The 19,790-nt window shown below is 70.9% G+C and carries 17 protein-coding genes and 1 pseudogene; 12 read left to right on the forward strand and 6 right to left on the reverse strand.

Annotated elements, in window-relative coordinates; genetic code table 11:
* Window positions 1-27 precede the first annotated feature (27 nt).
* From AB0H62_RS22410 to AB0H62_RS22420, 3 genes and pseudogenes are all read left to right on the forward strand, one after another.
* The gene (locus AB0H62_RS22410; RefSeq protein WP_360587894.1) at window positions 28-507 is read left to right on the forward strand and encodes a nitroreductase family deazaflavin-dependent oxidoreductase; all 480 of its coding nucleotides are present in this window, start codon (window positions 28-30) and stop codon (window positions 505-507) included.
* 13 nt (window positions 508-520) lie between these two features.
* Window positions 521-640 (forward strand): annotated as a pseudogene (locus AB0H62_RS22415) (ATP-binding cassette domain-containing protein); the annotation flags it as partial.
* 164 nt (window positions 641-804) lie between these two features.
* Window positions 805-1,851 (forward strand): ferritin-like protein, encoded by a 1,047-nt coding sequence (locus tag AB0H62_RS22420; RefSeq protein WP_360587896.1) that lies wholly within the window; start codon window positions 805-807, stop codon window positions 1,849-1,851.
* 45 nt (window positions 1,852-1,896) lie between these two features.
* On the opposite strand, the gene AB0H62_RS22425 is transcribed toward AB0H62_RS22420, so the two are convergent.
* A complete protein-coding gene (locus AB0H62_RS22425) occupies window positions 1,897-3,225 on the reverse strand; it encodes an aspartate aminotransferase family protein (RefSeq protein ID WP_220239469.1) in 1,329 nt (442 codons plus the stop codon).
* Between the two features lie 97 nt (window positions 3,226-3,322).
* On the opposite strand from AB0H62_RS22425, the gene AB0H62_RS22430 reads away from it, so the two are divergent.
* Window positions 3,323-4,240 carry a LysR family transcriptional regulator gene (locus AB0H62_RS22430; protein WP_220247599.1) on the forward strand — a complete coding sequence of 306 codons (918 nt, stop codon included), beginning with the start codon at window positions 3,323-3,325 and terminating at the stop codon, window positions 4,238-4,240.
* Window positions 4,241-4,443: 203 nt separating this feature from the next.
* On the opposite strand, the gene AB0H62_RS22435 is transcribed toward AB0H62_RS22430, so the two are convergent.
* The 3 genes from AB0H62_RS22435 to AB0H62_RS22445 form a co-directional block, all read right to left on the reverse strand.
* The gene (locus AB0H62_RS22435) at window positions 4,444-4,611 is read right to left on the reverse strand and encodes a hypothetical protein (protein WP_360587898.1); all 168 of its coding nucleotides are present in this window, start codon (window positions 4,609-4,611) and stop codon (window positions 4,444-4,446) included.
* Window positions 4,612-4,774: 163 nt separating this feature from the next.
* Window positions 4,775-5,680 (reverse strand): aldo/keto reductase, encoded by a 906-nt coding sequence (locus AB0H62_RS22440; protein WP_360587900.1) that lies wholly within the window; start codon window positions 5,678-5,680, stop codon window positions 4,775-4,777.
* The gene (locus AB0H62_RS22445; protein ID WP_255637833.1) at window positions 5,677-6,375 is read right to left on the reverse strand and encodes a FadR/GntR family transcriptional regulator; all 699 of its coding nucleotides are present in this window, start codon (window positions 6,373-6,375) and stop codon (window positions 5,677-5,679) included. The genes AB0H62_RS22440 and AB0H62_RS22445 overlap by 4 nt, the downstream gene beginning before the upstream one ends.
* Window positions 6,376-6,587: 212 nt before the next feature.
* Between AB0H62_RS22445 and AB0H62_RS22450 the strand changes: the two genes are divergently transcribed.
* Window positions 6,588-9,041, forward strand: a complete 2,454-nt coding sequence (locus AB0H62_RS22450; protein WP_360587903.1) for a glycoside hydrolase family 95 protein — start codon at window positions 6,588-6,590, stop codon at window positions 9,039-9,041.
* 12 nt (window positions 9,042-9,053) lie between these two features.
* On the opposite strand, the gene AB0H62_RS22455 is transcribed toward AB0H62_RS22450, so the two are convergent.
* Window positions 9,054-10,118 (reverse strand): FCD domain-containing protein, encoded by a 1,065-nt coding sequence (locus tag AB0H62_RS22455; protein WP_360587905.1) that lies wholly within the window; start codon window positions 10,116-10,118, stop codon window positions 9,054-9,056.
* Window positions 10,119-10,278: 160 nt separating this feature from the next.
* On the opposite strand from AB0H62_RS22455, the gene AB0H62_RS22460 reads away from it, so the two are divergent.
* From AB0H62_RS22460 to AB0H62_RS22485, 6 genes are read left to right on the forward strand one after another with little or no spacing between them, the layout of a single operon-like run.
* On the forward strand, window positions 10,279-11,550 hold the full coding sequence (locus AB0H62_RS22460) for an extracellular solute-binding protein (RefSeq protein ID WP_360587907.1): 1,272 nt from the start codon (window positions 10,279-10,281) through the stop codon (window positions 11,548-11,550).
* A complete protein-coding gene (locus AB0H62_RS22465) occupies window positions 11,547-12,437 on the forward strand; it encodes a sugar ABC transporter permease (protein WP_220239476.1) in 891 nt (296 codons plus the stop codon). The genes AB0H62_RS22460 and AB0H62_RS22465 overlap by 4 nt, the downstream gene beginning before the upstream one ends.
* On the forward strand, window positions 12,434-13,351 hold the full coding sequence (locus AB0H62_RS22470) for a carbohydrate ABC transporter permease (RefSeq protein WP_360587909.1): 918 nt from the start codon (window positions 12,434-12,436) through the stop codon (window positions 13,349-13,351). Before AB0H62_RS22465 ends, AB0H62_RS22470 begins: the two co-directional genes overlap by 4 nt.
* A 26-nt stretch (window positions 13,352-13,377) precedes the next feature.
* Window positions 13,378-15,297, forward strand: a complete 1,920-nt coding sequence (locus AB0H62_RS22475) for a hypothetical protein (RefSeq protein WP_360587911.1) — start codon at window positions 13,378-13,380, stop codon at window positions 15,295-15,297.
* An 11-nt stretch (window positions 15,298-15,308) separates the two neighbouring features.
* Window positions 15,309-16,094: a ribonuclease activity regulator RraA gene (locus AB0H62_RS22480; RefSeq protein WP_255637834.1), complete on the forward strand. Its 786-nt coding sequence runs from the start codon at window positions 15,309-15,311 to the stop codon at window positions 16,092-16,094.
* Between the two features lie 36 nt (window positions 16,095-16,130).
* On the forward strand, window positions 16,131-18,017 hold the full coding sequence (locus AB0H62_RS22485; RefSeq protein ID WP_360587913.1) for a right-handed parallel beta-helix repeat-containing protein: 1,887 nt from the start codon (window positions 16,131-16,133) through the stop codon (window positions 18,015-18,017).
* A gap of 38 nt (window positions 18,018-18,055) precedes the next feature.
* Here the strand turns inward: AB0H62_RS22485 and AB0H62_RS22490 are convergent, their stop codons facing one another.
* Window positions 18,056-18,937 (reverse strand): fumarylacetoacetate hydrolase family protein, encoded by an 882-nt coding sequence (locus AB0H62_RS22490; RefSeq protein ID WP_360587915.1) that lies wholly within the window; start codon window positions 18,935-18,937, stop codon window positions 18,056-18,058.
* Between the two features lie 94 nt (window positions 18,938-19,031).
* Here AB0H62_RS22490 and AB0H62_RS22495 point away from each other — a divergent pair, with 94 nt between their 5' ends.
* The gene (locus tag AB0H62_RS22495; protein ID WP_220239481.1) at window positions 19,032-19,790 is read left to right on the forward strand and encodes an enoyl-CoA hydratase-related protein; all 759 of its coding nucleotides are present in this window, start codon (window positions 19,032-19,034) and stop codon (window positions 19,788-19,790) included.

The following is a 19,790-nucleotide window of genomic DNA, read 5'->3' on the forward strand; positions in this document are numbered from 1 at the left end:
CACCGGGTCGGCAGAGCGGAGCCGGCGATGCCCGTGACCGACCGGCCGCCGACCGGGCTGCTGCGGTGGTTCCTTCGTGCGCCGATCCCGTGGTACCGCTGGGGCTTCGGGAAGATCTTCGGGCACCGGCTGCTCTACCTCGTCCACCGCGGGCGTAAGTCGGGCGCGCGTCGCGAGGTGGTGGTCGAGGTGGTGCGGCACCGGCCGGATGTGCCGGAGCTGGTGGTGATCGCGGCGTGGGGCGGGGTGCCGCAGTGGTACCGGAACCTCCGGGCCGCGCCCGCGATCGAGGTGAGATGCGGGGGCTACCTGTGGCGGGAGCCGCGTCGGCGCTTCCTCGACGGCGATGAGCTGGACGAGGTCCTGCGCGAGTACCGGCGCGCACATCCCCGGGCGTGGGCGAAGATCGGTCCCCGGCTGGGGTTTCCGGCCGACCCGGAGGATCCCTTGTGGACGCGGGCCGTGGATCGGGTGCACGGCGTGGCGTTTCTGCCCGCGTCACGCTGAGGCCGGCCGCCTGCTGTCCGGCGGGGAACGCCAGCGCGTCGTCATCGCCCGGACGCTGCTGAAGGACACCCCGATCGTGCTCTTGGACGAGACCACGTCCGCCCTCGACGCCGAGAACGAGGCCGCCATCCACGCCGCCTTGTGGGCCGAACAGGAACGCGCCCAGAGGTGGCGCATCACGGCCCGTTAGCCGGAACCGTCCGGGGAACCTGTCACAGATCCGCCTGCCGTCTTGTCCTGCCTCGCGAACCCGAACCCGAACCCCGAACTCGCGACCCGCCGAGACGAGAGGCAATGATGGACACCAGTGCCGCCCCCGCCATCGACAGCGTGGAGGAGCTCCGCCGCCACCTGCAGTGGGCGATCGAGCTCGAGCACGCGACGATCCCGCCGTACCTGTGCGCGCTGTATTCGCTCGACCCGGGCCGCAACGCCGAGGCCGCGCAGGTCGTCGGCAGCGTGCTCGCCGAGGAGATGCTGCACCTGGCGCTCGCGGCGAACCTGCTCAACGCCGTGGGCGGCGAGCCGAAGCTCGACGCGCCGGAGCTGCTGCCCGCGTACCCGCACCCGCTGCCCCACGGGGACGCGTCGGTGCAGGTCAACCTTGTGCCGTTCGGTGCGGAGGCGCTGGAGCTGTTCCTGCGGATCGAGCAGCCCGAGTCGGCCGACGCGCCGCCGCAGGCCGACGGGTACCGGACGATCGGGCAGTTCTACGCCGCCGTGCAGGCGGGGCTGAAAGAATTGTGCGAGGAGCTGGGGGAGGAGACCGTGTTCTCCGGTGACCCGAAGCGCCAGATCGGCGAGATGCACCTCCGCAGCGGTGGCGGCAGCGTGATTCCGGTGCACGACCTGGATTCCGCGTTGGCCGCGCTCGCGGAGATCGTCGAGCAGGGCGAGGGCGCCGCGCGCACGGAGGTGTGGGACGGCGACCGCGACGTCTTCCATCCCGAACGCGACGAGGTCGCCCACTTCTACCGGTTCCAGGAGCTCAAGAACGGCCGCCGCTACGCCGAGGGCGACACCCCGCGCAGCGGTCCGACGGGCGAGGAGATCAAGGTCGACCTCGACGGCGTGCTCCCGATGCGCCGCAACCCGAGCGCGGCCGACTACCCCGAGGACAGCCCGATCCGCCGGGCGCAGGTGGAGTTCGACAACACCTACTGCCTGTTGCTCTACCTGCTGGAAGACGCGTTCACGGGCAACCCGGGCGGGCTGGGCGCTACCGTCGGCGTGATGTTCCAGCTGAAGGCGCAGGCCCAGGCGCTCATGAAGATGCCCTCCGGCGACGGGAAAACGACGGCGGGGCCGACGTTCGAGTACGTGCCGCCGGAGCAGCGGTCGTAAGGCGGACGGCGTGAGTGCCGGCGGCGAACCGGCACTCACGCGTCTTTACAACGCCTTCCGCGCGTCGCCGATGGCTTCGTCCAGAATGGACAGCCCGAGCGAGAGCTCCTCCTCGGTCGCGGTCAGCGGCGGCGCGATCCGGAAGACGCCGCCCATGCCCGGGAGCTGCACGATGTTCATGTGCAGCCCCAGTTCCAGGCAGCGCCGCGTGACCAGCGCGCCCAGCGCGTCGGAGCTTTCCTTGGTGGAGCGATCCACCACGAGCTCCAGCCCGGCCAGCAGGCCACGGCCGCGGATGTCACCGACGACCTCATGGCGCTCGGCGATCTCCTCCAGCCCGCTTCGGAGAAACGCGCCGAGCGTGCGGGCGCGTTCGTCGAGCCGCTCGCGCATCAGCACGTCGAGCACGGTGTTGCCGACGGCGGCCACCAGCGGGTCCGAGACGTGCGTGGTGAAGAACAGGAACCCGCGCTCGTGCGCCTCCTGCTCGATCTCCGCACTGGTCAGCACGGCCGCGAGCGGCAGGCCGGCGCCGAGCGTCTTGGACACCGTCAGGATGTCGGGCACCACGCCGTCGCGCTCGAACGCGTACCACGTGCCGGTGCGGCACAGGCCGGTCTGGGCTTCGTCGAGGATCAGCAGCATCCCGCGTTCGCGGCACTTTTCGCGCAGTGCGGCGAAATATCCCGGTGGCGGCTCGATGATCCCGCCGGAGCTGAGGATCGGTTCCACGAGGCAGGCGGCGAGGCTGCCGACGGACTGGGCGTCGATCAGGTCGAACGAGAAGCCGAGCTGCCGGCGCCAGTCGAGCGTGCCGTCGGCGTGCGTGAAGTCGGGGCGGTAGGTGTTGGGCGCGGGGATGGCGAAGTTGCCGGGGGTCGCGGGGCCGTAGCCCTTGCGGCCGGCGCTGTAGGTCGCGGACGCGGCGGCCTGCGTCATGCCGTGCCACGAACGCGCGAACGACACGATCTCGTGCCGGCCCGTCACGAGCTTCGCCATGCGGATCGCGGCCTCGTTCGACTCGGCCCCGGTGGTCAGCAGCAGCGCCTTCTCCAGCGGTGCCGGCAGCGTCTCGGCCAGCCGCCGGGCCAGGTCGACGACCGGGCGGCTCAGCATGCCGCTGAACAGGTGGTCGAGCGTGCCGATCTGGCGGCGCACGGTCTCGACGATCTCGGGGTGCGAGTGGCCGAGGATCGCGCTCATCTGGCCGGAGGTGAAATCGAGGATCTTCCGGCCGTCGGCGGTGTAGAGGAAGCTCCCGGCGGCGCGTTCGATGATCTCGCGGGTGAACGCGCCGCCGTAGCGCACGAGGTGGGCTTCGGCGTCGGTCCAGAACGTGTCGGCGGACAGCGGGACAGTGGTCGGAGCAGCCATGTCCCCGACGGTAAGTCCGCGCCGAGCGACACGTCCAGCTCACAATTCCGGACGTTCTGTTCGGCTGAGCCGCACAATGACCGTGCACAATAAAGCGGTGCTGAACCCGTGGCGCCTGCGCCTGCTGAGCCGGCTCGACACCCTGGGCACCATCCGCGCGGTGGCGAGCGCGTCGAACCTGAGCGCGTCGAGCGTGTCGCAGCAGCTCGCCGTGCTGGAGACCGAAACGCGCACCAAGCTGCTGGAACGCACCGGCCGCCACGTCCGCCTCACCCCGGCCGGGCTGATCCTCGCGCGCCGCGCCCGGGCGATCCTCGACCACATGGACACCGTCGAGGCGGAGCTGCGCGGCCTCGGCGACGAACCCGCCGGCCTGGTGCGGCTGGGCGCGTTCCAGAGCGCCGTCCACACCCTCGCCGTGCCCGCGGTGACGCGGCTGGCCGCGGCGCACCCGGACCTGCAGGTCGAGGTGCTGCAGCTGGAACCCCACGAGAGCATGCCCGCCCTGCGCGTGGGCGACGCCGACCTCATCATCACGACCACGGACTTCGTCGAGCAGCCGCTGGACCCCGACGTGGACCTCGTGCCACTCGCGACCGACCCGATCGTGCTGGTCATGCCCCCGGACCACCCCGCGACCCGCCGCGGCGCCGTCGACCTGGCGGCCTTCGCGGACGAAGCGTGGTCGCTGGACCTGCCGCAGTCCTACATGGCCAACCTGACGCTGCGGCTGTGCCGGCAGTCGGGCTTCGAACCGCGCGCGGTGTGCCGCTTCAGCAACTACATGCTGGCCCTGCAGCACGTCGAGGCCGGCTTGTCGATCACGCTGCTCCCCGGCCTGGCCGTCGATCCCCGCTACCGCGTGACGACGCGCGAGCTCGCGTCGCCGGTGACGCGGACGATCACCGCCGCCGTCCGCCGGGGCTCACCGCAGCGCGCGGCGGTGCAGGTCGTGCTGGACGCGGTGCGGCGGACTCCGCCGGTTTCGGCCGGTGCGCCGGGTGAGAATGTGTGACGCTGGGTCAGTAGGCGCGCCCACCTGGACAACCTGCGAGCGGTGGACTCGTCCGGGCAGCGCCACGAGCCTCGACCACGGCTGGTGCCAGACGGGTCAGGATCCTCAACCGGGCGCCACGGTCGCCGCCGGTGCGGCTGACCGGGACCCGCGCGCCCGTTCCCTCCCCGGTCGGGCGCGCGGGAGTCGTTCCCCCGAAGGGCTCAGTGGCTCGCGTTGAACTCGAGCACCTCGTCGAGGCGGGTCGACCACGCCGGGGACGTGCGGCGGAGGCCGACGACGAACGGCGCCGCTCGCCGGGTCCGGCGCGGCGGCAAAACGCCCGGTTTGGTGCGCCACCACCGGTTCGCCGTGTCGCGGTGGTCGCTCATGCCGTTCAGCCCCTCTCGTCCGGACAAGATCCACTCTGGCAGCGCGGGCGCGATCCCGCACGCGTCTCGGCGGTGGGCCGGGTGGTCCGGGAATCAGGTGTGCACGACGGTCACAATCTCGTCGACAATCTTGTCAACAAGGCGCTCGCCCGCCGGGGAAAGATCACCGGCTCACGGTGAGTCCGTCGATTTCGGACCACAGCGCGTCCGGGATCGCGGTGGCGAGGTGGGCGGCGTTCTGCTCGACCTCCGCCGGCGTGCGGGCGCCGATGACCATGGCCGTCACGGCCTTGTGCCGCAACGGGAACTGCAGGGCCGCCGCGGGCAGGGCGACCCCGTGCCGGGCGCACGCGGCGGCGAGCGCCTCGACCCTGGCGCGCACGTCGGGCGGTACCGGCAGGTAGTCGAAGCGCGCGTCCGGGCCGGGGTCGGCCAGCACGCCGCTGTTGAAGACGCCGCCCGCGATCACTTCCACCCGACGGGTTTCGCACAACGGCAGCAGCTCGTCGGCCGCGGAGCGGTCGAGGAGGGTGTAACGACCGGCGATGAGCACGCAGTCGACATCCGTCTCGGCGACGAACCGGGCCGGCATCTTCGGCTCGTTCATGCCGACGCCGATCCGCCGCACCGCGCCTTCGTCGCGCAACCGGGCGAGGGCCGGGTACGCCGCGCCGACCGCGGTCTCCCAGAAGTCGTCGGGGTCGTGGATGAACAGGGTGTCGAACCGGTCCAGCCCCGTGCGATCGAGACTGTCCGCGAGCGAGGCGTAGACGCCGTCGGCCGAGTAGTCGCGCACGCGTACGAGCCCGTCTTCTCCGGGGCGCAGCAGCCGGCCGACCTTGGACGACACCGTGAACTCGGCGCGTGGCTTGTCGCGCAGGAACTTGCCGAGCCGCCGTTCCGCCACCCCGGTGCCGTAGTGCGGGGCGGTGTCGAAGTACCGCGTGCCGGCGGCCCACGCCGCTTCGAGCGTGGCCCGGGCCGTGGCGTCACCGAGGTCTTCGTAGAGGCCGCCGATCGCCGACGTGCCCAGGCCGACGATCTTGCCGGGCGCGGTCGGGGGTGTCACTCGGCCTCCTCGGCCCGGGCGCCGTGCACGCGGCGCAACCAGCGTTCGGTGGTGCTGATGTGCACGAGGGCGGCGGCTTGCGCGAGCGTGGCGTCGCGTTCGGCGAGTGCTTCGTAGATCACTTCGTGCTCGGACAGGGTGCGGTCGGCCGAGCCGGCTTCGACCATCCCGCGCCACACCCGCGCGCGCAGGGTGCCGCCGGAGATGCCGTCGAGCAATGTGGCGAGCGCTTCGTTTCCGGTCGCGGCGGCCACGGCGCGGTGGAAGGCGGCGTCGTGCTGGTTGAGCAGCTCGACGTCGCCGGCCGCGGCGCGCATCGCCTCGAGGTGGCTGTGGATCTGCGCGAGGTGCTCTTCTGTCGCCCGGGTGGCGGCGAGCCCGGTGGCGATCGGTTCGAAGAGCCGGCGCACCTCGGTCAGCTCCAGCAAAGTGTTGCCGTGCATGAGTTCCACGGCGAGGCCGAGTCCTTCGAGCAGGACGGTGGGGGCGAGGCTCGTGACGTACGTGCCGTCGCCGCGGCGCACGTCGAGCACGCGGGCGACAGCGAGCGCCTTGACGGCTTCGCGCATGGGGGAGCGGGAGATGCCCAGCTCGGTGGCGAGCTGGTGCTCCGGCGGCAGCTTCGAGCCCGGCGGCAACTTCCCGGACTGGATCAGCTCGCGGATGCGGGCGATCGCCTCGTCGGTGAGTGACACGCGGGCGACGGTAGCGCCAGACATGTGATGTCTGCAAGAGCTCCGCACGAGAATGCGCTGACCGGCCGAGGGAATACCAGCTGTTTTACGGCGTGGTCTGGACACGTGCGCACGGCTCGCCTACACATACATATGTTCTTTGCGGCCCGTGAGCCGATGCTGTTTCCCACTTCCTCCCCATTCTTCTCCCCACCGGACGAAGGAGTCCCCTCATGTCCTCACCCGGTTTCTCCCGCCGGAGCCTGCTCGGCGCGGCGATGGCGGGCGGCGCGCTCGCCCTGACCACCGCGGCGCTGGGCCGCGTCACGGCCGCCGCCGCACCGGGCGCGCGGCCCGTCCCGGATTCCGTGCTGTGGTTCGACGAGCCCGCCACGATCTGGCAGGAACAGGCGTTCCCCGTCGGCAACGGCGCGGCCGGCGCGATGATCTACGGCACCGTCGAGAGCGAGCAGATCCAGTTCAACCACGACACGCTGTGGAACGGCGGTCCCGGCTCCCACGACGAGGGCCACGAGTACAACTTCGGCAACTGGTACGAGGCGCGCCCGACCGCGCTCGCCGGCGTGCGCGCGACCATCGCGGCCACCGGCAGCGCCGACACCGGCCCGGCGACGGCGGCGCTCGGGCAGACGAAGTGGGGCTACGGCGCGTACCAGACCTTCGGGGATCTCTTCCTCGACCGCGCGACTCCGGCCGGTGCCGTGACCGGCTACCGGCGGCAGCTGGACCTGGCGACGGGGCTCGCGACCGTCGGGTTCACGACCGCCGACGGCGTCACGCACACCCGCGAGCTCTTCGCGAGCTTCCCGGACCACGTGATCGTCACGCGCCTGTCCGCGAGCCGGGGCGGGCAGGTGTCCTTCACCGCGCGGTTGTCGACGGCCGACAACCGAACCGTCACGTATTCGGCGAAGGACGGCCGCATCACGATGCGCGGCGCGCTGACCGACAACGGCCTGGTGTTCGAGGCGCAGGTCCAGGTCATCGCCGAGGGCGGACGCGTGACCACCGACGCCGCCGGCCGCGTGACGGTGACCGGTGCGGACGCGGCGACGCTCGTGCTCGCGCCCGGCACGGACTACGCGCCCGTGTACCCGCACTACCGCGGGGTCGATCCGCACCGAGCGGCAACGTCCACTGTGGACGCCGCCGTGCACCGTGGCCACCGGGCGTTGCGCGAGCGGCACCTGGCCGACCACCGGGAGCTGTTCGACCGGGTGCGCATCGATCTCGGACAGCAGCCGACGACGGTGCCGACCGACGAGGCGCTGCAGGAGTTCAAACAGGCCCGCAACCAGGGGCAGATCAGCGCCGACCCGCAGCTGGAGATGCTGCACTTCCAGATCGGCCGGTACCTGCTGATCGGCTCGTCGCGCGAGGGGTCGCGCCCGGCGAACTTGCAGGGCGTGTGGAACGACTCGACCAGCCCCGACTGGCAGTCGGACTACACGACGAACATCAACCTGGAGATGAACTACTGGCCCTCCGACGTCACCAACCTGGCCGAGACCGTGCCGCCGCTGGTGGACTTCATCGACGGCCTCCGCGCACCGGGCCGGGTCACCGCGCGTGACCTGTGCGGGGTGCCGCAGGGCTTCGCCGCGATGAGCCACGTCAACGTCTTCGGCTACACCGGCGTGTCCACGAACGCCGCGACGTGGGCGCCGGAATCGACCGCGTGGCTGATCCGCCAGCTGTGGGAGCACTACCTGTTCACAATGGACGAGGACTTCCTGCGCCGCCGCGCCTATCCCATCCTCAAGGAGCACACGCAGTTCTGGCTCGGCTACCTCGTCACCGACGCCGACGGGACGCTCGTGGTCAGCCCGAGCTTCTCACCCGAGCTCGGCCCGTTCACCGCCGGCGCCACGTACTCGCAGACGATCGTGTGGGACCTGTTCACCAACACCCTCGCCGCGGCGAAGATCGTCGGCGACCACGCCTACCGGCCGAGCCTGGAGAAGACGCTCGCGAAGCTCGACCCCGGCCTGCGGATCGGCTCGTGGGGCCAGCTGCAGGAGTGGAAGACGGACCTGGACGAACCGGACAGCGGCCACCGGCACATGTCCTTCAGCTACCCGCTGTTCCCCGGCCACCAGATCACGGCCGAGGCCACCCCGGAGTTCTACGAGGCCGCCCGCGTCGCCGTCGAGGCCCGCACCGCGCACACGGCGCAGAACGACATCGGCTGGAACCGCGCGCAGAAGATCAACGCCTTCGCCCGCCTGCGCAACGGCGACCAGGCCCGCGAACAGCTCGACCACCTCCTGTGGCGCAACACGTTCGCCAACTTCCTCAACGACTGGCCCTTCCAGATCGACGGCAACTTCGGTGTCGCGTCCGGCGTCGCCGAGATGCTGCTGCAAAGCCACGCCGGCTTCGTCGAGGTGCTGCCCGCGCTGCCCACCGGCTGGGCCTCCGGGTCTTTCCGCGGCCTGCGGGCTCGGGGCGCGTTTACGGTCAACGCGTGGTGGACGGCCGGGCAGGTCACGAAGGTCGAGGTAACGTCGGATGTGGGTGGCGACCTGAAGCTGCGCACCGCGTCTCTGGGCGGCGGGGCACGCGTCCACGCTGTCGGCGGCCCGACGCCGCACTACACGACGCACGCCGGCGAGCTCTTGATGCCGACCCGCCGGGGCGCCACCTACACAGTCACCCCGGCGTGAGCCCGACTCCCCTCAGCTCAGGCTCGCCCGGCCGCGGGCGTGGGCGGCGAACAGGCGGGCGGCCTCGTCGGGGTCGCCGGCGGCCAGGGCGGTGACGAGGTCGGCGTGGCGTTCGGCCATGGCGGACCAGTCGCCGTCGTAGAGGGGGTTGCTGACGACGTGCAGGCCCCACAGGTTGGGCTCCATCGTGCGCCACAGGCGGGCCAGGAAGGAGTTGCCGCTGGCGGCGCACACGTCGCGGTGGAAGGTGATGTCGGCTTCGCGGAAGGCGCCGATGTCGCCGGCGGTCGCGGCGGTGCGCATGCGGTCCACGGACTCTTCGAGCAGCCGCAGGGTCCGCGGCTGCACGCGCACTGTCGCCTCGCGGGCGGCGAACTCCTCCAGCACCACGCGCACGGCGCGGACCTCGCGCGCCTGCTCGGCGGAGATCTCGGCGACGTAGTTGCCGCGGTGGGGCAGCGAGCTGACGAGACCCTCGTGCACGAGCCGTTTGATGGCCTCGCGCGCCGGGGCCTGGCTGGTGCCGAGCTGGCGCGCGATGGCCGACTCGACGAGCCGCACACCGGGCCGCAGCTCGCCGTCGATGATCTGCTGGCGCAGCACCTGGTGCACCTGGTCGGACAGCAGGCCCTGGCCGCCACGGTCCGGAGTGGACAGTCGCGTCGGGGCCGGTTCCGGGGTGCGGTGCTCGCGCCAGATGCGCGACACCGTGGACTGCGAGAGGCCGACCGTGCGGGCCAGCGACCGCGTGGTCGGCACCTCGCCGCCGCGGCGGGCCTCGGCGATCGCGGACAGCACGAGCCGCTCGGCTTCCGCGCGGTCCGGGCTGCGGGGCCGGCCCGGCCTTGGTGCGTCCGCGAGCCCGTCGGGGCCGCGGCGCAGGAACCGGTCGCGCCACTTCGCGGCCGTCGCCTCGCTCACGCCGAGGCGCCGCGCGACCTCGGGCACGTCGAGGCCGTCCGCGCAGCTCAGCACGATCCGGCTGCGCAGCCCGAGCGGGCCCGCGTCCTGGCTCGCCCACCCCAGCAGTGTCGATCTCTCCGCGTCGGTCAGTCGCACCGTGGCGTCCTCCGTCATGGCGCGAAGGATACACACTTATGACTCGCCAGTCGGACTTCTGGTTGATTCTGCGCGTTGACAAGGTGATTTGCCGAGAAGTACAAATCACTCAGCAGTCGTTAGCTGAACCAAAATCCCAACCTCAACCTTCCACGCGGTTTCTCAATGAGGAGGAGCGATGCGTCCAGCACGTACCCGCGGGGGCATCGCCGTTCTCGGCGCCCTGCTCTCGCTCACGCTTGCCGGTTGCGGCGGCGGCGGGTTCGCGGACTCCGGCGCCGCGGGCGGCGGCACCGGCTCGATCCGAATACTCGTCAACGTCACCCCGAACCTCACTCAGGACTTCTGGGACCGCCTGGTCGCGCCGTTCGAGAAGGCGAACCCGGGCGTCGACGTCGTGATCGAAGCCCCGTCCGGCAAGGGCGTCTCCGACACCCTGCAGCAGCAGCTCGCCGCCGGCGACCCGCCCGACGTCGTCGAGACGCTGATGGCCGACCCCACGCTCGCACCCCAGCTCGTGGACCTGACCGGCGAAGACTGGGTGAAGAACACCCCGCTCGCCCAGGAGGCCTCGCTCGGCGGCAAGATCTACAACGTCGGCGTCGGCGAGCAGGCGCAGTCCCTGGTGTTCTACAACAAGACCGCGTTCACCAAGGCCGGCATCACCACACCACCGTCCACACTGGACGAGATGACGCAGGACCTCGGCAAGCTCAAGACCGCGGGCTACCTGCCGCTGCAGACCTCCGGCGACTTCGCCACCGGCTTGCAGCTGCTGCAGCTCACGGACCCGGCCCTGGCCGCGGCCACCCCGCAGTTCTACCAGGACGTGCGCGCCGGCAAGACCACCGTCGGCAAGGCGATGCTGCCGTACCTGAAGCTCTACCAGTCGTGGCTCGACCAGGGCTATGTCGACAAGAACGCGCTGGGTCTGAAATACCCTGACGCGGAAACGGCGTTCCTGCAAGGCAAAGCGGGCATGTTCGTGATGGGCAGCTGGTTCACCGCGTCGGAAGCCAAGGCCAAGAAGGACTTCGAGGTCGGCGTTTTCGCCGCTCCCGTGTCGAGCGGTCAGAAGAGCCCGGGCGCACAGGGCGCCACGATGGCCGCGCCGTACCTGATCATGAAGTCGACCCAGCACCGCGACCTCGCGACGAAGCTGGTGCGCTGGCTCGTCACCGACCAGCAGGCCGTGGTCGCGCAGCTCAAGCAGGACGGCAACTTCCGCACCGGTGTGCAGCGCGAGTTCACGCCGCTGGAGCAGCAGGTGCAGAAGATCCTCGACGCCGCACCGGCCAAGGTCGCCCAGGGCGAGGGCTACGGCGACTCGACCCTGCCGCGCGGGTTCAACTCCGCGTGGAACACCGAGGTCCAGGGCCTCTACATCGGACACTCCCCGGAGACGGTCGCCGACGCCGTCGACCGCTGGGTGTCGGCGCACGCGAAATGAGGCCGCCGGGAAGACGCCGGGACGGCGGCGTCGCCACCGCGGTGATGGTGCTGCCCGCGACCGTGCTCTACACGGTGATGCTGATCGTCCCGGTGGGGCTCGCGATCTACCTGAGCCTCACCGACTGGGACGGCTACAGCGCGGCCCCGGCGTTCGTCGGCGGCAGCAACTACGGCGAGGTGCTGAGCGACCCGGAGTTCCGGCGGGCCGCGTTCGTCACCCTGCTCGCGGCGGTGGTCGGCACGGTCGGCATGAACGTGCTGGGCCTCGGCTTTGGGATGCTCGTGAGCCGCACGACGAGGGTGAGCTCGATCCTGCGGACGATCCTGTTCTACCCGCACGTGCTCTCCGCGCTCGTCGTCGGCTTCCTGTGGAGCGCGATCCTCGGCACCAACGGCGCGGTCAACAGCTTCCTCACCAGCCACGGCGCGAAGCTGCTGCCGTTCCTCTCCGATCCGGACTGGGCCACGGCCACGCTCATCGCCGTGCTCGTGTGGGCCCAGTTCGGCGTCTCCACCGTGCTCTACGTCGCCGGCCTGCAGACCGTGCCGCAGAACCTCCTGGAGGCGGCGCGGATCGACGGCGCGACGAAGTGGCAGACCTTCCGCCACGTCACGCTGCCGGCCATCGCGCCGGTGGTGACGGTGAACCTGGTGCTGAGCCTGATCACGCTGCTCAAGACCTACGACCTGGTCGTGTCGCTCACCTCGGGCGGCCCGGCCGGCCAGACGCAGACGCTGGCCTACCTCATCCTGTGGAACTCCTTCCACGACGGCCGCCTCGGGTTCGGCTCCGCGCAGTCGGTGGTCCTCATGATCGTGACCGCCGGGCTCGCGCTCGCGGTCACCCGGCTGCGCCGCCGCGCCGACCAGGGAGCGCACGCATGACCACCGCCACCCGCACCGTCGCGTCGGCGGACCTGGACTCGCCCCCGCCGCCGGCCGCGCCGGCCCCGCCGAAACGCGCCGGGCGCGACCCGCTGCGGCTCGTCCTGCGGGCGCTGGTCCTGCTGGTCGTCGCCGTCGTGATGCTGGTGCCGCTGTACCTGTTGCTGGTCAACGCGTTCAAGGACCAGCAGGACATCCTGGCCGACCCGTTCGGCCTGTCCGGCGGCCTCACGCTCGACCACCTCGGTGCGGCACTGCAGAACCCGAGGTTCTCGATCGTCAAGGGCTACGCGATCACCGTACTGTTCGTGGTGCTGGTGAACGTGTTCTCGGTGCTGCTCGCCGGCCCCGCCGCGTACGTGATCGCCCGCAGCACCAAACGCCTGTTCCGCGTGCTGATGGTCTTCTTCCTGGCCGGCACGTTCATCCCCAGCCAGGTGCTGGTGATCCCGGTCGTCTACGTGCTCAAGACGCTCGGTCTCATGGGGACGATCCCCGGTTACGTGCTGTTCGAGACCACGCTGACGCTGCCGTTCTCGATCTTCCTCTACGCCGGGTTCATCCGCACCGTGCCGCGCGACCTCGACCAGGCCGCGGCGCTCGACGGGTGCGGGCGGATCCGCACGTTCTGGCGGATCATCTTCCCGCTGATGCGCCCGGCCGTGGCCACCATGGTCATCCTCAACACGTTCTCGGTGTGGAACGACTTCGTGAACCCGCAGACGATCCTCGGTCCCAGCAGCGGTCTCTACACCGTGACCACCGGGATCTACGCGGCGGTCGGGCAGTACCAGACCGACTACACCGTGGTTTTCCCGACGCTGCTGCTCGCCATCGCCCCGCTGCTCGTGTTCTTCGTGATCATGCAGCGCCACATCATCTCGGGCCTCACGGCCGGGTCCACCAAGGGCTGACCCAAAGCCCGCTCAGAAAGGCAGTCATGACCACCACCCCGACGGTGGCGGCGACCGTTCCGCTCGGCGCGCCACCGAGCTGGGCGGTGCTCGAACGCCGCCTGTTCGACGTGCTCGACACGGCGTGGCGCACGTTCGCCGCCCGCTACTGCGAACCCGACGGCCGCCTGATCTTCCGCGGCACCGGCGAAAGCCGTGACGGCGCCGACGACTTCTACGAGGCGTTCTTCAACTGGCCCGTGCTCTACCAGCTCGGCGGCGCCGACGACCTGCTGGCGGCCGCCAAGCACCACTGGACCGGCGTCACGGAGCAGCTCACCGAGGCCGGGTACCTCGTCGACGAGTTCGAACGTGGCTACGACTGGTTCCACCAGGGCGAATCGCTGCTGCTGTTCTACGGCATCTGCGCCGCGGACCCGAAGGACGCGGCGTTCCGTGACCGCGCCTACCGCTTCGCCGACCTGTACCTGCCGGATTCGCCGGCGGGCAACTACGACCCGGCCACGCGCACGATCCACGCGCCGCACAACGGTGCCGGCGGCCCCCGCTACGGCATCAGCGACGAGTGGCAGTCCTACCACGCGGACCTGAAGTCGATGCGGCCCTTCGGTTTGCCACTGCCGGACGTGGCGGGCGTGCGGGAGTGGGCCGACCTCGCCGACCCGGCCAAGGCCCGCGCGATGGGCTCCGCGATGGACGAGCGGATCGGCCGCGGCGACACGGCCGTGAACCTCGCGGCGACCGGGCTCGCGGCCAATGCGTGGCTCTACGGCCACGAGGACCGCTACCGCGACTGGGTGCTCGAATACGTCGACGCGTGGCGCGAGCGCGCCGCGGCGAACGACGGTGTGCTGCCGGACAACGTCGGCCCTCACGGCGTGGTCGGCGAGCTGCACGGCGGGCGCTGGTACGGCGGAAACTACGGCTGGGCCTGGCCCCACGGCGTCTACAGCGTCGGCGCGGCCGCGGTCATCGCCGCCCTCCACACGGTGCTGGTCACCGGGTCCGCCGACCGGCTCGACCTCGCCCGCGGACCGCTCGACGCCGTCGAGGCGCACGGGATCCGCGGCACGGTCGCGGGTTCCGACGCGAGCATCCGCGACCGCTGGGAAGCCGAGCTCGACGTCGAAGCCGAGACGCTGCTCGTGCCCAACCGGTACAGCGACGGAGGCTGGTTCGACTTCCAGCCACCGCAGCTCGGGCTGTCGGCATGGCTGTGGCAGGCCGCGGGGCAGCCCGCCGACCGCGACCGGCTCGACCGGCTGCGCAAGGGGAGCGGCTACGACTGGGCCGACGTCCGGGAGTTCCGCAACAAGGAAGAGGCCGGGCACGAGGCACCGTGGCTGGAGTTCCTGCGCGGCGCCAACCCCGGCTACCCGGAGGCGATGCTGCGAACCGCGCTCGGCCAGGTCGCCCGGCGCCTCGCGCTCATCGAAGCGGACACCTCAGACCCCGCGGCCGTGCACGTGCACCACTGGCAGCGGCACAACCCGGTGCTCACCGAAGCGTTGCTGCAACTGGCCACCGGCACGCCACAGGTGCTCTACAACGGTGGCCTGCTACCGAGCCGGCTCGCGTACTTCGACGCCGGCAAGCAGCGGCCGGGACTTCCGCCCGATGTCGCCGCTCTGGTGGACCTCGCGACCGACGACCACGTGCGCGTCGAACTGGTCCACATCGGACTGTCGGACGAGCGCCGCGTGGTCGTGCAGGCGGGTGGGTTCGGCGAGCACCGCATCGACCGCGTCGCCTACACCGCCGCGGCGCAGGGCTACCCGGGTGACCCGCGCGCTTACACCGCACCGGGTTCGCCGGCCTCGACGCGGACGGCCGACGTCGGCGGACCCCGCCTGGAGGTCGTGCTGCCGCCGGGGCACGGCGTCCGGCTGGACCTGTTCCTGACCCCGCGCGCCTATCCGGCCGCGCACCACAGTTTCGACGAGTGAGGAGCCGACCAGTGGAACGCAACGGCGACACAGCGCCGGCACCGGTGTGGGAGCTCCCGGTCCGCGGCGCGGACCCGGGCCCGGCCGATCCCGCGCTGGTGCGCGGGCTCGAGGCCGTCAGCTCCGCCACCGCGTGCGCCAAGCTGCACCAGCAGGGCATCCGCCGCACGTTCGTGGAAGGGCCGCGGCCGCTCACGACCGGGCAGAAGGTGGTCGGCCGGGCCGTGACACTGCAGTTCATGCCGCAGCGCGAGGACGTCGCTTCCGGCGTCGCGCAGGAGTACGTGGAGCGCAGCACCGCGCTTTGGGCCGTGCTGGAGGAAATCCAGCCCGGTGACGTGCTCGTGGTGCAGGCGTACGGCAGCGCGTTCACCGGCTGCTTCGGCGACATGCTCGTGCGCTACTTCAAGCGCAAGGGCGGGGCCGGGATCGTCGTCGACGGCCGGATCCGCGACTCGCCCCGCGTGGAGCAGCTCGGCGTGCCGATCTGGTGCACCGGCACGACCCCGCACTACGCGTCGCAGGCCGAGCTGTTCCCGTGGGCCTACCACGTGCCCGTCGCGTGCGGCGGCGTGCTGGTGCTGCCCGGTGACCTCGTCGTCGCCGACGACGACGGCGCCGTGGTCGTGCCCAAGCTCAAGGCCCCGCACGTGATGGAGGCGGCCCGTGACCACGAGGAGTGGGAACGCTTCAGCCGGTCCCGGCTGGAAGAGGGCGCCCGCCTCTCCGACTACTACCCGCTGACCCCGGACTCGCGCGCCGAGTTCGAGGCCTGGCGGGACCGCCGCCACCAGTAGAGAGATCCGTTGCCCACCCCCCGCGAAGGAGATCGCATGTTCGGTGGAACGCGCAAGAAACTGATGAGAGTCTCGGTGGGGGTGGTGTTGCTGGCGGCGTTCGTCTCCGTCCAGTCCGCCTCCGCCGACGTCCAGGGGCACGGTTCGTGCACGCCGAAGGAGCTCTACGTCTCGACGCAGGGCAACGACAAGGCGGACGGCTCGGCCAAGCACCCGTGGAAGACCGTGCAGCACGCGCGTGACGAGATCAGCGGCCACGGCTGGAACTCGGACAAGCAGATGCGCTGCGACATCCACGTCAACCTGGCCGCCGGCGACTACCCGGTGACGCAGACGATTTCGTTCGACGAAGGCGATTCCGGCACAGGAGGCCACCAGGTCGTGTACCGCAGCGCCGACGGCCCGGGCAAGGCGCGCCTGCTGGGCGGCGCGCCGATCACGGGCTGGCAGCCCTACCAGGGCAACGTCTACAAGGCGGCCTTCGACAAGACGAAGCCGTTCTACACGATGTTCGAGAACGGCGAGCGCGCCACCGTGGCCCGCTACCCGAACCGGGCGACGCCGGACACGTGGGCGCCGTACCTCACTTCGGCGCTGCCGGACATCTCCAAGGAGGCCGTGCACAACTGGCTCTGGTCCAACCCCGGCGACTGGGACCCGAGCTGGGACCTCTCGCAGGCCTCGCTGACGATCTGGTCGGGCGGCAGCTGGAGCTGGTTCACCGACACCGTGCCGATCCTCGACGTCAACTTCACCAAGAACCAGCTGACGATGAAGTACAACACGCGCTACGCCCTGCACAACAGCGGCGGCGGGTCGCGGTACTTCCTGCAGAACTCGCTCGACTTCCTCGACCAGCCCGGCGAGTTCTACGTGGACTACAAGAACGGCGAGGTCTACTACTGGCCGAAGAACGGCGAGAAGCCCACCGACAGCTCGGTGATCCGCCCGACCGTGCAGACCGTGGTGAACGTGGCCGGCAGCTCACCCGAGCACCGCGCGCACGACCTCACCTTCGACGGGCTCGGCGTGCAGTACTCCGACTACGTCGACTGGTACCGCAACGGCTGGATCAACGACGGCGACTCGGGTGACATCCACCAGTACCCGCAGTACGACCGCCAGGTCGAGATGCCGCGCGACCGCTTCGGCGCGGTGCGGGTGACCAACACGTCGCACGTCACGCTGAAGAACGCGCACATCTCCGAAACCGGGTTCACAGCCGTGTACGCGCTCTTCGCCGACGACCACTTCTCCGTGACCGACAGCCTCATCGACCACATCGGCGCCGACGGGATCAAGGTGGAAGGCGGTTATCCCGGCGAAGGCGACATTTCCAACTACCACCTGTTCACCGACAACTACATCCACCACTTCGGCGAGCTGGTGCCCGGCGACGCGTCCGGCGTCGAGCTCATGGACACCGGCCACAACGAGGTCAGCTACAGCGTGATCGACCACAGCGCGCGGTACGCGGTGAGCCTCGAGGCGCGCCCGGAGGTGCAGGCGGCCGACGACTACGCGCAGAACAACACGTTCAAGTACCTCAACCTGCAGGAAGCCGGACTCGACAGCGGCGACATGGGTGCGTTCTACACCTACGGCGTCGACAACTTCGAGCCGCACACGCTGGACAACTACGTATCCCAGGTGGTGATCGGCGACGTCCTCCCCGACGCGTCGATGCCGGACAGCGGCACCCGCGGCGTGCACATGGACGCGGGCGGCTGCGGGTTCTCGTTCACCGACATCGAGGTCGGCAAGGTCACCGACGACAAGTACCAGAGCTACCAGTGCAACACGGTGACCAACGCCAACTGGGCCGACGGGTTCGACGCCTCACGCATGCAGTACGACAAGATCGGCGTGACCGCGGCGTTCCCGTACCCGCGGCCGCCGGCCACGGTGTCGCCCACGAAGTGACCCCGCTGGGGGCCGGGCGATCCCGGCCCCCACTCCGCTCACCGGGCTTCGAGCAGCTTCGCCACTTCGTCCTTTCCGGACACCACGGTGCTCGTCAGGGTGCCGACCTCACCGACGGTGATCGCGACCCGGTCGCCGGCGGCGAGGGTGAATGGCAGGTCCGGCACCAGCGCGGTGCCGGTGGCGAGCACCACGCCGTCGGGGAACACGTCGGCGCGGAAGAGGTACTCCACCAGCTCGTCGAACGTGCGGCGCAGCAACGAGGTGCTGGTGTCGCCGGACCACACGAGGGCGCCGGCGCGGTGGATCTCCAGCTCGATCGGGAGGTTCGTCGCGTCGGCCACCTCCCAGGCCGGCCGGATGCCGGGGCCGACGGCGCACCCGCCAAGGTAGATCTTGGCCTGGGGGAGGTAGAGCGGGTTGACGCCTTCGATGCTGCGCGAGCTCATGTCGTTGACGACCGTGTACCCGACGACCTCGGCGCGGGAGTTGACCACGAGCCCGAGCTCTGGCTCCGGCACGTCGATGCCGGAGTCGGTGCGGATGGCCACGGACTCGCCGTCGCCGGTCACGCGCCAGGCGGCGGACTTGAAGAACAGCTCGGGCCGCGGGGCCTCGTACACGAGGTCGTAGACGTCGGCGGCGCGCTCGCTTTCGGTGATCCGCGCCTCGCGCGAGCGCTGGTAGGTCACGCCCGCCGCCCAGACCTCGGTGCGCCGGTCGACGGGCGGCAGGAACCGGACGTCGGCGGCGTCGTGCGCCGGGCCGTCCGCGCCGGCGCACAGGTCCTGCAGCTCGGGCAGCGGCACGGCGAGCAGCTCGCCGATGGACGTCACCGGCAGCTCGAGGACGGTGTCCGCGGTGCGGACGCCGACGGCCGGGTGGGTTCCGCCCGGGGAAAGGAAACGAACGATGAGCACGGCTGACCTCGATCCTCGTGGGGATTCTGCGGCCCGTTCCGGGGCCGAAGGCGAACCTAGACACGGCAGCGGGTCCGGCGCAAGTGTGTCCGAAGTGGACTGTGTGGTCACGGGCCGGGTCGCGGTGCTGACGCTGAACCGGCCGGCGAAGCGCAACGCGATCACGCCGGAGATGGCGGCCGCCCTGCGCACCCACGCCGCCGCGCTGGACGCGGACCCGGGCGTGCGGGCGATCGTGCTGACCGGCGCGGGCGACAAGGCGTTCTGCGCGGGCAGCGACGTCGGTGAGCTGGACCGCTACGCCACGCCGTGGGAGTTCCGCAACCGCGACGACTACGGCGACGCGATCCGCGCTTTGCGCACGCCGGTGATCGCGGCCGTCAACGGGTTCGCTTTCGGGGGTGGGCTGGAGCTGGCCTTGGCGTGTGACATCCGGCTCGCCGCCTCGACCGCGACCTTCGCCGCACCCGAGATCAAGCTCGGCTGGATCGGCGGCAGCGGTCAGTCGGCACTGCTCGCGCACAGCATCGGGCCGGGCAACGCGGCGACGATGCTGCTCACGGGTGACCCGATCTCCGCGGCGCAGGCGCTGGCGTGGGGCCTCGTCACCGAGGTGACCGAGCCCGCCGATCTGCCGGCGAAAGCGTTTGCGCTCGCCGAGCGGATCGCGGCCCGGGCCCCGATCGCCGCGCAGACGGCCAAGGCCAATCTGCGCGCGGCGTACTCGATGCCGTTGGAGCAGGCCATCCGCTACGAGCGGGACCTGCAGACGGTCTGTCTGTCCACAGCGGACGCCGCCGAGGGCCGGGCGGCCTTCGCGCAGCGCCGCGAACCGCGGTTCACAGGGGAGTGA

The organism is Amycolatopsis sp. NPDC050768 (assembly GCF_040654155.1).
GTDB lineage: Bacteria > Actinomycetota > Actinomycetes > Mycobacteriales > Pseudonocardiaceae > Amycolatopsis.